The sequence below is a fragment of the Thalassotalea mangrovi genome (assembly GCF_005116735.1).
GTDB lineage: Bacteria > Pseudomonadota > Gammaproteobacteria > Enterobacterales > Alteromonadaceae > Thalassotalea_A > Thalassotalea_A mangrovi.
In genome coordinates this window covers 142,844-155,827 of the sequence record NZ_SWDB01000003.1, presented here as the reverse complement: position 1 = coordinate 155,827, position 12,984 = coordinate 142,844, and the positions used below count along the sequence as shown (strand labels likewise).

General features: G+C 45.1%; 9 protein-coding genes. 5 read left to right on the top strand and 4 right to left on the bottom strand.

Features of this window, described 5'->3' with window-relative positions; genetic code table 11:
- Window positions 1-59: 59 nt before the first annotated feature.
- Both E8M12_RS01490 and E8M12_RS01485 read right to left on the bottom strand, forming a co-directional pair.
- Window positions 60-893: a mechanosensitive ion channel family protein gene (locus E8M12_RS01490; RefSeq protein ID WP_136734295.1), complete on the bottom strand. Its 834-nt coding sequence runs from the start codon at window positions 891-893 to the stop codon at window positions 60-62.
- Between the two features lie 242 nt (window positions 894-1,135).
- Window positions 1,136-1,966 carry a LysR family transcriptional regulator gene (locus E8M12_RS01485; protein WP_136734294.1) on the bottom strand — a complete coding sequence of 277 codons (831 nt, stop codon included), beginning with the start codon at window positions 1,964-1,966 and terminating at the stop codon, window positions 1,136-1,138.
- Window positions 1,967-2,168: 202 nt separating this feature from the next.
- On the opposite strand from E8M12_RS01485, the gene maoP reads away from it, so the two are divergent.
- The 3 genes from maoP to E8M12_RS01470 all read left to right on the top strand — a co-directional run bounded on the left by maoP (window position 2,169) and on the right by E8M12_RS01470 (window position 5,787).
- Window positions 2,169-2,513 carry a DUF413 domain-containing protein gene (maoP, locus tag E8M12_RS01480; protein ID WP_169303004.1) on the top strand — a complete coding sequence of 115 codons (345 nt, stop codon included), beginning with the start codon at window positions 2,169-2,171 and terminating at the stop codon, window positions 2,511-2,513.
- Between the two features lie 252 nt (window positions 2,514-2,765).
- Complete coding sequence (gene gshB / locus E8M12_RS01475) at window positions 2,766-3,812, top strand: glutathione synthase (RefSeq protein ID WP_136734292.1); 1,047 nt, start codon at window positions 2,766-2,768, stop codon at window positions 3,810-3,812.
- A complete protein-coding gene (locus E8M12_RS01470; RefSeq protein ID WP_136734291.1) occupies window positions 3,796-5,787 on the top strand; it encodes a flavohemoglobin expression-modulating QEGLA motif protein in 1,992 nt (663 codons plus the stop codon). Before gshB ends, E8M12_RS01470 begins: the two co-directional genes overlap by 17 nt.
- A gap of 73 nt (window positions 5,788-5,860) precedes the next feature.
- Here E8M12_RS01470 and E8M12_RS01465 read toward each other — a convergent pair whose 3' ends face one another.
- Window positions 5,861-6,316, bottom strand: a complete 456-nt coding sequence (locus E8M12_RS01465) for a hypothetical protein (protein ID WP_136734290.1) — start codon at window positions 6,314-6,316, stop codon at window positions 5,861-5,863.
- A gap of 417 nt (window positions 6,317-6,733) precedes the next feature.
- Here E8M12_RS01465 and E8M12_RS01460 point away from each other — a divergent pair, with 417 nt between their 5' ends.
- Window positions 6,734-8,302 (top strand): leucyl aminopeptidase, encoded by a 1,569-nt coding sequence (locus E8M12_RS01460; RefSeq protein ID WP_169303003.1) that lies wholly within the window; start codon window positions 6,734-6,736, stop codon window positions 8,300-8,302.
- 195 nt (window positions 8,303-8,497) lie between these two features.
- Window positions 8,498-10,849, top strand: a complete 2,352-nt coding sequence (locus tag E8M12_RS01455; protein ID WP_136734288.1) for a fatty acid cis/trans isomerase — start codon at window positions 8,498-8,500, stop codon at window positions 10,847-10,849.
- A 144-nt stretch (window positions 10,850-10,993) separates the two neighbouring features.
- Here the strand turns inward: E8M12_RS01455 and E8M12_RS01450 are convergent, their stop codons facing one another.
- Window positions 10,994-12,910: an alpha/beta hydrolase family protein gene (locus E8M12_RS01450; protein ID WP_136734287.1), complete on the bottom strand. Its 1,917-nt coding sequence runs from the start codon at window positions 12,908-12,910 to the stop codon at window positions 10,994-10,996.
- Window positions 12,911-12,984: the final 74 nt, after the last annotated feature.

Sequence of the window (12,984 nt, the reverse complement as noted above, 5' to 3'; positions counted from 1 at the left end):
GAAAAAATTCCCGCCAGATTTATCTATATTTTCTTCGATTCACCGTAGCATTCAGGAAATTAGGCGCTTTTTCCTGCCACTGTATTGGTGTCGTTGGCATGTGAGACATCGTGCCAAAGTTGGAGCATATCGTTAGTCAGCTTTTGTTCAATAACAAAGGCTTCATGAGTCGGACAAAATACACTAAACGTAACTTTGACTTTCCCAAGCTCGGTAGTGGTTATCGTCACACTCGGCGCGGGGCCCGAAATCTTTACTTCGAGACGGTTTTCAATCAACGCATTGTACCTTTCTGCGACATCATTAAAAGGGTGACAATAGCTTAGCGCTTTATCCAGCAAAGGCTGTTTAAGGACAAATGGGTTGATATGGTTTGCCTCGCGCACGATGCTAAAGGTATGGTTCACATAACGGCGCATAAAATTCAGGTTTTTCAACGGCAACGTCATAAACTGGTTATTGGGAATAAATACGCTTTTTCCCGTATATTCATAGGTGTTAATGTCCACCTCCAGCAAAATCACTTTCGCCCAGTCGGTTTCTGACACCTCGCCGGTAAAGTCGCCAATTTTTATCCAGTCACCGATACGGAAGGGGGCCGTGCTCTGCATATAGATAAAACCGATAAAACACTGGATGATTTCCTTGGTTACTAGCACGATAGCGACAACAAAGGCAGCAATGGAAATAGCAAACTTCTGTAGTTCCGCACTCCAGACAATAAAAACCGCAATCACTACCAGCAAATTCACGATGTTTCTGACGGTGTTCAGGGTGTGGCGATGATCGACACCAGTTTTACTGGCTTTTGACTTTAACAGGCGAATAATGACCTGCTTCAGTAAAAAGGAAAGGATGATCACCAAAGCGGTAATCATGAGTTTCAGATACATGATTGGTTCCGTAATGTTGGATTTGTACGAATAATGGTATTGGTATAACGGTTAATTCAGCTAACTCTGCAGTCAGTGATTAGCTGAATTTAATCAGCCAGTTCCGGCGATTATCTCGCCTACGCCAAGAATACTCTTTTGTGATTTACCTGACCAATTAAAAATTTTAACGGCCAGTACAAAAATTTTTCAGCACCCGCTGTAACCCGGATAGCGGAACCGAGAGCCAATGCTCTCGCATTCTACTGCAGCTTAGCGAATAATTTTCGAAATTCATTGATTAATGCCTGCTGGGTATTGTTTTTCCGATAAACCAGGTATACCGGACGCTTAATTTGCACGGGCGAGTCGATCAGATATAAGGTTTCATCCTCAAGCAGGCTGGCGACCAGGGAGGTTGGCAGGTAAGCGAAACCACCATGCGTTAAAATCACTTCCAGGGCAATGACTGCGGTCGAAGTTTTAAAGCTTGGTGTCACTTTATGATGTAACGCATGTTCTTTATTAAATGTAATTCCCCAATCCACCAGAATGTAATCGTTAATGTCCTTATTAAATTCCTTGCGACTCCCCACCAGCGCCAAGTCAAAATGATCGATTAGCTCATTGGTAAAATCATCATCTTTGATCGGATCGGTTAACAAGCCAACGTCAAGGGTTCGCTCATCCAGTTTGCGCTGAATCGCTTCACGTACGGATATCTCGGTTGCCAATACCAGGTGATTAAATAAAGCCAGTGCATCATGAATGCGATAATGAAAAAACGCGTCCCAGACGTTTGGTGTAGTGGCCAGGTTGAATGCCAGTTTTTGCTGATCGGCAATCGAGACATTCAGTTTTGACTGTTCTACCTGGCTTACCAACAAATGTGCGTGCGACAGCAGGGCCTCACCGGCCGGGGTCAGGCGCAAATTATTTTTATCACGAATTAATAATTGTGTGCCGTAGTATTCTTCCAGCTGTTTAATACGGGCGCTGACTGCGGCCTGAGTAATATAGAGCGTTTCCGCCGCACGGCCAAAGTGCTTATATTCGGCGACCGCTAAAAAGGTTTTAAATACTCGAATATCCATGGTTTAAACCAAATCTTAGGTAACTGCTCCAAAGGTAAAGAAATATTATCCTGACGACAAATATTTTTTGATTTTCATTTAGAAAATAATTTCCTAAATTTTCAGTCAGTCACGATAATCGGCAAAACGGGCGTGCCGTTACGTGCACTGCGAGTTTGTATTCATGCTCGTAAACAACTGTCCAGAATTAGAGGAAATTAATATGCTTACCAATATTCGCAAGGGAAGCGCCCCGTTTTATGGCGATCAGGCATTTTCCCATGGTCTATCCAGAAGTGGTTATTTCAATCGTCGCGAGTCACAGGAGTTACTCGAATACGGCCACACTCTATTGAGTTTATCTCAGGGTGTATTAATGCCAGAGAACGAGGAAGAAGCCCTTTTCGTTGCCGAAATGCAACAAGCTGATGAGGGTACCTTGTATCCTGCCAGGCTCTGGAAGAAATATCTGGCGGCGGTTGAAAAAAGTAAAATTCGTTACGGATTCTCAAAAGCCAACGGCCGATCGTCAAACTTTATGGATTATGCCGATGCCTTCAGTGATTAATATTCCGGTTAGGTTCTGATAAGCCACTGGAAAGTTGTAATTTTTGTCGTTACGATAAAATTTTTTTGGAGCATAAATTATCTGTTTTGATTATGCTCCTGCGAAATTTTTTGTCCCACAATTTTGTTAAACCTGTTCACCGCTAAATCCGGTTTGGGTTTTCAGTTTCGCTGTTGAAAAAGCCGCTCTGACTGATAAAACAGGCTCTACACTTAAGGGACGTCAATACTGCTTTAACTTTAGGCCAAAACGATGAAAATTTGCTTTATCATGTACCCTTGGGAGCGAGTCGATCCCGAGTCCGATTCCACCCTTCGATTAATTCACGAATGCGTTAAACGTGGCCACACCGTCGCCTTGTCAACGGTTAATAACTTAACGATTCGCGACAGCGTCGCCGTCGCATTTTGCGATGTCTTCCTGAAGAAAACCAAATGCCCGGATCTGATCCCAAGTTTCTATAAAAATGCTAAATTCAGGCGCGTACAACTGCCATTAGCAGGTTTTGATGCCATTATCATGCGAGCCAACCCACCATTAGATACCCTGGCTTTGAATTTCCTCGACTCAGTGCGTGGCGACACCTTTATTATGAATGACCTTGATGGCCTTCGCATTGCCAACAACAAGGTTTACACCGCTTCATTCCAGGACACCGCAAGCGAATTTATTCCAGCCACCCACGTTTCCAAAAACCGTGATTACCTGGAACGGGTATTTAAAGAATCCGATTCCGATCGAATGATTCTCAAACCGCTTGATGGTTATGGTGGCCGCGGCGTTATCGTGTTAGAAAAAAGCGCCCAGCAAAGCTTTCGCTCACTGCTGGACTTTTATATTGGCGGTGATGAACATGGCAAAGGCAGTAACTATGTCATCCTTCAGGATTATGTTGCAGGTGCGCATGAAGGTGACGTACGTATCCTGATGCTCAATGGCGAGCCTATTGGCGCGATGAAGCGCATTCCCGCATCCGATGATGTGCGCGCCAACGTTCATGCGGGCGGTACGGTGGTGAAACACAAATTAACCGCCCAGGAGAAAAAGCTGTGTAAATACATCGGTCCGAAGCTAGTTCGTGATGGCCTGTATTTTACTGGTATTGATGTTATTGGTGGTAAGTTGATCGAGGTCAATGTGTTAAGCCCGGGTGGTATTGTTCGCATTAACAAGCTCAACCGGGTCAAATTACAGGCCGAAGTTATCGATTTTGTTGAAAGCGTCGTTCACGCCAAGGATATGGTTATGAGTCGCAAAAACGAATTCAGACAGGTGATCGAAGATGCTAACGCTGTCTGAGCAGGAATGCATAGCCCGCATTAATAAAAAAGAGTGTTTCCACGCCCTCGTAGCTGACGGTGCGTTTATCGTTAAGATTGACGAGTACACCCCGATCATCTGTGCGGCGATACACAATGGGCATCGACTCAGAGATGAGTTACAGAAAAGCTTTTTACTCAGCAAACAGGAACGTTTTTACGAAGAAGACCCGTTTACCGATGAGCTGATATCCTCGTTTCCAATTCAGTTAATTGGCAATGACTCGCGCTTTGAATACGATTTAAACCGGGCGAAGACCTTATCCACCTACTTCAAGACTGCATGGAACAAGCAGGTCTGGCAAAAACCATTAAGCCAAAAACAACGCAGTATTAGTCATAGTAAGCATCAGTCATTTTATAATGTGCTCGAAGCAGTGATTTCAGCGGTAGAGAGTGAGTTCAATAATGCCATCGTGTTCGATATCCACTCCTACAATTACCGACGTATTGAAAAGGACACGCCGACCTTTAACATCGGCTCGGGGCAAATCGATGTTGAGCGTTGGGGCAAGGTCGTTAATCACTTTGAGCGACAATTAAATCGTATCGAACTGCCGAACCTCGATGTACGTGCGGCAACCGATGAGGTGTTTCAGGGACGCGGATACCTGATCACCCATGTCAATTCTCATTTCGATAACACCCTGGTATTACCAACAGAAGTGAAGAAAGTATTCATGGATGAGACCAGTGGTGAACCCTACCCGTTGGTGCTCGAAGAGCTTAAAGCCGGCTTTAAAGACGCCATTACCGAAACCGCAACATTTTTTATGCGCCGTTACGGTAAGAAAAAGCGAGTTCGCCGAGCTGATGTCTTGTCATCGAATATCAGTCCTGAAGTGCTTAGCCTGGATAAACAGTTGTTTACCCTGAGCCGGCATATCGAAACCCTGAACTTTATTAACCCGGTCAACCTAGCGGCGGAGCGAAGCAAGTTTTTAAAACGCAGCAGTTACAATGCTCCTGCGTTTACCTACAAACAGCTGAACATTAACCCCTATACGTTTCGGGAACAGCTTTATAAGCTGCCGGTGGATGACATCCTGGATGCCAGTATCGCCCAGCTTTATCGTCATGTGATTGATAACCTGGCCAGTAAAATCGATTTACTAACGACCATTGGCACGGATGAGTTTGTCTACAACTCGTTGAAATATTATGGCGAGCCAAGCCAGGCCGATATCGCCAATGCCCGGTTTTTACTGCACCTCAATCCAGAGCCGGTATCTGCCGAAGAATCGTTGTTCGACGCGGATGCCGCCATTGATTACTTTCGTAACCAGGCCAATGACTGGCAATTAAATTGTCGCGTTGAGAAGTCGGCAAAAATTGTCGCCAAGGCTATGGTAAATAACGAAAAAGCCTTGCTATTGGTCAACAAAAATGCGCGTTTCACTAAAAAAGAATTACACGCTTTTGCCTACCATGAATTAGGTATTCATATGCTGACCACAATCAATGCCAAGCAGCACGATTTAAAAGTGTTTGGCCTGGGCCTGGCCGGCAATACCTACACCCAGGAGGGTATTGCATTATTCAGTGAGTATTGCTCTGGCAGCCTGACCATTAAACGCTTACAGACCATCGCCCTGCGGGTTATTGCGGTCAATTACATGCTCCAGCATGATGATTTTGTGAAAACCTATCATACCCTGCTTAATGAGTTCGAACTGGAAAAGTCCTTTGCCTTTACCCTCACAACCAGGGTCTATCGTGGCGGTGGATTTACCAAAGACTTCCTGTATCTGCGGGGGTTTCGTGATGTGCTGGCACTGGCCAAACAGGGCCCTATCGACAACCTGTTGGTAGGTAAAACCGGTTTAATGGATTTTGACGTTATCAATGAGTTGGTGGAACGCGGCATGATCAATCGTCCCAAACCACTGTTTGATTTAAGTTATCAGCCTAGTGGTGACCCGGTGCTTGATTTTATCGTTGACTCGCTGAAGTAACTGATAAAAAGAAACGAACCAGTTGGTTCGTTTCTTGTTTTATCCCATTCCTTAAGTCGAAGTTTCCTGGCGCTTATTTATCCCTAAAGTGCAGTTCCTGCAACAGTGACGTGCTCATGATAGTACGATATTCCGCTCTGTCACCACTTTCACTCTGCATTTTTTCAATGCTTTTTTTGACCCAGGCCATGTATTTTTCCTGACGTTTCTCGTTCTCTTCTGCGGTCGCCATATTTTTAAAAATGCGCACCAGATAAAGATCGGGTTCGTCCGCCCGGGCGTGAACATTACTGATCACATAATAGCTTTCAAGCCACCCCTCGGATAAGGCAAACTCCAGGTTTTTTCGCCATTCGCTTGCCAGCCAATTGGCATATTTAAGGCCAGCCCCATCGGCAACTTTAATGCCGGTAACTTCCCAGTAATTACCTTCCTTAAACGGCCACTCATCGTCGGCGGCATGTGCTTGTTGAAACGCAAACAAACTCAACACGCAGAACAACATACTTCTAAGTAATTTGGTATTCATATCTATCTCCTAAATCAGGCAACCACACTGGCTACCCGAGTAGAAAGCGTAGTTTAAATTGGCGATTTGTCTAACCGAAAAACCTTTAAAAAACCGATAAAAACCAGCAGGTTCCATACCTAAAAGAAAAGTTCAGCCTTGCTCACCGACAGCTGATGTTGCGCTTAACCCCATTAACCACTGACAAGGCAAACCGGTAGCTAGCAAAGCGGCCTGGATGGCTGAACGAAAACCACCGCAGTTATCCCCTGGATGGCCAAATACACAGCGTCCCAGCCTTATCCATAACCGAAAATTTCTACGGACACGAGCAGGCTGAGCATGAGGTATGTCAGCCAGTTTTTCGCAAGGTCTTAATCTATCTGATAACCTTTACCTAACAACAGCAGACACAAATGAATGACGCAGGAAACAGATATGAAGTATTGGTTGTCCCTAATATTCGCATTGGCTCTCACGACCGGCGGAGCAGTGGCTCAAGCGACAGAGCACAAATCAAAACCACCAACAAAAATAAGTTTTACCGACGAATTGCCAACGTCTGGAAACCTGGTACTCGGCGTTTATGAAAATAGTACAAGTGGTCGCTTTGCTGATGTCATTAACGACAACAGTGACACTGGTCTGAGTTATGCGATTAAAGCTGCAAAATTTAAAGGTAAAAAAATGACCACTCAGGTTATTACCGCGCCAAAAGGTTCCGGCTATGATCAGATACTGCTGGTTGGTTTGGGTAAAAATGATAACAGCAACACCACACTGGACTGGCAAAACATCGGTGGCAATGCGGTGCAGGCAGCAATTAAAGCGTTTAAAAGCGCACCAACAATGGCCTTCGATACCCCAAAAGATATCACGGCCAACATTGCCTATGGTGCCAAACTTGGCAGTTATTACTTTGATAAATATTACACCGATGCAAAACGCCATAAGCATCAGCCGTCAATAACCATAGTCACTGCGGATGCTAAAGCCGCCTCAGATTTTTATCAGGCGGAACTCGACCCGGTTGCCAATGCTGTCTGGTATACCCGTGATGTATCCAACGAACCGGCGAATATCATTTACCCGCAAAGTTTTGTCGCTTACTGGCAAGAGCTATTTGACGATATGGACAATATCAAGATCACCGTATTCGATGAGAAAGATATGCTGAAAAAAGGCATGGGTGCCATTTATGGGGTTGGCCAGGGTAGTAAACGCCCACCAAGGATGATGATTGTCGAATATCGTGGAGGTGACAAAGGTGAGGCGCCGGTCATGCTGGTTGGCAAAGGCATTACCTTCGATACCGGCGGCATCAGCATTAAAGGTTCCGATAATATGTGGAACATGAAGTTCGATATGTCTGGCGCGGCGAGTACCATCGGCAGCATTTATGCATTGGCGGGGCGCGGCGCGAAGGTGAATGCTATCGGTATTGCGGCGTTGGCGGAAAATATGCCGGGCGGCAATGCCCAGCGTCCTGGCGATGTGGTGACTTCGATGTCCGGCAAAACCATTCAGATCCGTTCTACCGATGCGGAAGGTCGGCTTGTGTTAGCGGATGCTGTTTATTACGGTGATGTTACCTATAACCCGGCATTACTCGTCGATTTAGCAACCCTAACCGGGTCTGCCGCCCGGGCACTGGGTAAAGACTATGGCGCCTTATTTACCAGGCATGAGGAGCTTACCAACGACTTTGTCGAGATGGGCAAGAAAACCGGTGATCAGGTCTGGCCGTTACCACTTAACGACAATCACTTTAAAGCCATTGAAAACGAAGTGGCCGATGTGATGAATTCCGGACCGACGGCACCCGGCGCCAGTGCCGGAGCTGCGTTTATTGGCGCCTTTGTGCGCGAGTCCACGCCCTGGGTACACCTGGATATTGCCGGTGTTGGCTGGAATAGCAAAGCGACACCGATGAAAGCCTCACCCGGTTCAACCTCCTTTGGGGTGCAACTGATGAATGGCTATATCAAAAAGCACTTTGAAAAATAGCTTATGTCACTTCAGGGCTGAACTAGTACCGTTCAGCCCTGCCGGTTTTTGCTTCTTCGTTAACGCTTGTTCCGATACATGGGCGGCAGGCGACATATTCCCGCCAACTTGGCTGCCTCTCCCTGAATAAGCTTGTCTACACTTAAGGTGGTGCTGTAATGATTTTAAAATTTTATTAATAACAGGAATAACACAATGATGCGCTTATTGGCTGCTGTGGTTTTGTCGCTGGTGATTATCGCCCCCGCCGCGAAATCACAATCAAGACCAGAATCAACCGAAGTGACAGAATCAATGGCCAACGAAACATCAGAATCAAGCGCTTCTGTGGTGAATTTTCACAAGCAAATACAACCGGTGTTTGATAAACGCTGTGTGGTATGTCATGGCTGTTATGACGCGCCGTGCCAGTTAAAGCTGGGCAGTTATGAGGGCATTACCAGGGGGGCTAATAAGGCTCCAGTATACGATGGCGCCCGCGTCCTTGCCGCCGAGCCAACCCGTTTATTTGAAGATGCCCAGACCGTAAAACAATGGCGGGAGATGGATTTCCACCCGGTGTTAAATGAAAACAGCCAAGAGCCCGACAGGGACTCAATAAATAGTTTACTGGTAAAGATGCTTGAGCAAAAACGCGCTCATCCATTGCCTGATAGCAAACAATTGCCAGACAGCTTCAAGCTGAGCCTGAATCGCAGTCTGGTATGTCCAACGGCCGATGAACATGAAAAGTACCAGAAAAAGAATCCCCTGTGGGGAATGCCTTACGCCTTACCAGCAATTAGTCAATCTGAGCAGCAACGGATTATTGACTGGGTGGCAGCCGGCAGTCCAGTTAAACAAAAACCTGCACTTTCAAAACCACTTCAGCAACAAATCAATCAATGGGAACGCTACTTTAATCAGGATTCTAATAAATCGCAGTTAGTAAATCGTTACCTTTATGAACATCTGTTTCTTGCCCATCTCTATTTTCCAGAAGTGGAAAATAACAATACCCAACCTCAGTTTTTTCGCATCTATCGCTCGGCGACACCGCCGGGAGAACCGATAAAGATCATCGCCACCCGACGCCCTTTTGATGACCCGGAGGTTTCCCGGGTTTATTATCGTCTGGTGCCATTGCAGGAAACGTTGGTTGATAAATTGCATATGCCATTTGCCCTGACCAAAGCCCGAAAGCAAAAATGGCATACCTGGTTTTATCAGCCCGATTATCCGGTGGATGAACTTCCCGGATATGAAGCCGAAAACGCATCGAATCCATTTATTACCTTTGCTGCCTTGCCTACCAAGGCTCGCTACCGATTTATGATTGATGAAGCCCAGTACAGCATTATGCAGTTCATCAAAGGTGCCGTATGCCGGGGACAAATAGCGTTGAATGTAATCAATGATCACTTTTGGGTGGTGTTTGCCAATCCGGACCTGGACTTGCCAGAATATGATGAAGTATTCATGGAAAAAGCCCGGTCGACGATCACCCTGCCGGCGGAAGCAAACAGCAATGCCTTGCCGACGAACTGGGTGGCCTATGCCCGCGCAGAACGAAAATATCTCGATGCCAAAGCTGAATACATTAAGAAGCATTTTAAAGATCAGGTGCCAGTTACCCTCGATTTACTCTGGGATGGTGATGATAACAATGACAATGTGGCACTGACCATTTTTCGTCACTTTGATGCCGCCAGTGTCGTTAAGGGGCTGGTTGGTGAAAAACCACAAACCGCCTGGGTCATCACCTATCCATTATTTGAGCGCATCCATTACCTGCTTGTTGCCGGCTATGACGTTTACGGCAATGTTGGTCACCAATTGAATAGTCGTATGTATATGGACTTTTTGCGCATGGAAGGAGAAACCAGCTTCCTGTCGTTGCTGCCCAAAAACAGTCGCAACGAGGTGCGTGAGCAATGGTATAGGGGTTCAGTTAGCCCGGTGGAAAAATACATCCAAAAAGGCAGTAATTTTGCACCACAAACTGATATTAAATATAAGACCGCTGACCCGCTGACGGAGCTGTTAGCCATGGTCAAAGACCATGTTAACAAGGCACAAAGCGAGACGCACCTAGTATATCCGGGACTTGCTAAGCAAGCGGAAGCCGAGATAAAGGCATTGAATCAAACCACGGGCATTGCCGCTTCAATATTACCGCAAGCCTCGCTGGTCCTTATTCAGGGCAACGATAATAAGTCCTATATTTACAGCTTGTTGTCCCATAATGCTTATAGCAATATCTCTCATATATTTGCGGAAAAAAGTCGCCGCCGCCCTGAAGAAGATACCATGATCCTGGCCCATGGGGTGATGACTTCACACCCCAATGCGTTGTTTCGGGTAGCTCACAATGAAATTTCTGAGTTCACCGCCTCAATACGCCAGCTTAACAACGAAGCGGATTATGCAAAGCTATTGGATAAGTTCGGGATACGCCGCACCAGTGACGATTTCTGGTCGTTTAGTGATGAGCTGCATAACACCTATCAACAACGGGCGGCAATCAAATTTGGCTATTTTGATTACAACCGCCTGGAGAATCGCTAGGATCGTAGCGAAAGTATCATCAGGATTGCCTCGCTGGATAGGCTATTCGTTACACTCTTTAACGCTCAAAGGAGATGATGACCAATTACTGTCAATTAGAACTGTAGACCAATACAAGTTTATGCTGACAGAGAATGTTTCCCTTTACTGGAGATTCTGTTTGATAAATTGGTCAATTTTCTCAAGCGCTATAGTTCGGTTTTTCAGCTTAGTCAGATAATGATCTCCTTCCTCAAGTTCAAAAAAGCTTACCCGTTTTCCGGCGTCATCCAACGTGTCGTATAACGATTCCGATTGGTTCCGAGGTACCACCGTATCGTGCTCACCATGTAAGAGTAAGATCGGCGCTGTGACCTTATCAACAAAGTTAATCGGTGACTTATTGTATAAAAAGTCATCTTCTAACTTTCCGTTAGTAATAACCCTATCCCAATAGGCGGAAATCCAGTGTTCGTCTCCGTATTTCCTTTTTTCTTTATTTAGCATACGTTCTAAATCGAATACTCCATTGATTGCAACGGCGCATTTATAAACATCAGGCGTGAACGTCACTGCAGCAATCGCAGCATAACCACCATAACTCGCACCGACTATGCACACCCGGTCTGGATCTAATATTTTCTGTTTCGATAGTTCCGTAATCGCATCGCTTAAATCTTCATTCATTTTGCCCCCCCATTCACCACGTCCTTTCAATCGGTGCTGGAGGCCAAAACCGGTTGAGCCTCTGAATTGTGGCTGAATGACCAGATATCCCTGACTTGCAAAATATTGCGCCATCCAATCGAAGCCAATCCTGTCATAAGATTCCGGTCCACCGTGAGGTAACATAATTGCAGCTAATTTTTGAGGTTCCATTCCCCTGGGATATGTGAGTAAGGTAGGAATCGTTAACCCATCACGAGCCTTGAACTCAAATTCTCTAATTGGATTTACTAAATCTGAACTAATTTTAGGGCGTTCAGTCGCCAATAATCCGAGTTTACCTCGTTGATATCGTAAATATTGACCTGAATTATTCTCGCCACTGGTTTGTAAGATTATGGTTGACCAATCCGGAGTATGATCAGAAATGTAAACAGAAGTATTAGGTAAAACTTTGGCTATACCACGAAATCGCCTATTTAGATGTTCATCAAAGAACTCATAGCTTGGCTGAAAACCCGAATACTGGACGCCATAAGCGATACGATTAATGTCAGTTAGGACTCTCTCAACATCTTTACTTTCATTACTAAATAAAGGCTCTGAGACAGCTCCGTCATCCAGAGATATTTTAAAATATGCTCTTCGCTCAGACGCTTCATCATGTTTATTCATCATTATGTGCTGCTGATCAGGAGTCAATCCCGTAAAACCTATGGTTGGGATTTCCGTTTGCTCCCTATATATCGTTTTCCAACCGTCATTTTGTTTCGACTCAAGTAGATGTAAATTGCGCTGATTATCAAATCGCTCGCGAGCAATCAATTCCCCTTTTTCGTTAACAAAATAATCATAAATATCCTTAGTCCCCCTCTTTACACGCTTAGGCTTAATGGATTTAGTAAGAGAAACCTTATAAAGACTATAACGAGTGCTGCTCTCCCAGGCTGGCATATATACGTGCTGCCGATCCGGACTGATTCCGACAATATTACCTAAATTGGTATTTCCACGAATAATACCGAATCCGGGTTTCAGCAACTGATGAATGTCGCCGTTTTGTAGGTTTAACGAAAAAGCCAGACTCATATTATAGCGACCTCGAAATCCTCGAATTCTTGTATTTTCCGAAGCAATTAAAATTAACCGTTCTTCGTCAACAAACATGATCTGGGAGGGATTCAATTCAGTTATATCTACAGTGCCAACGACTTCACCTTTTACAATATTTAGAATGACGACCATGTCCTGTTGACCATCATTATGCCGATAGGCTGCCTTTGTAGCCGATGGAGATATTACGACCATACTTTTCTCTGGGAGTTGAGCAAAGTCTTCGTAGGTTAGAGGGGAAGGTTCAACCATTGTAGGGAAAAGCAATAAAGCCATTCCAAAAGCAAGCCAAAAACTTTTCATATTAATCCTTTAAATACAAACAATTGAACTTATTCAAAGATTAACCAAACCTATTGATAATGAAAAGGCTAATG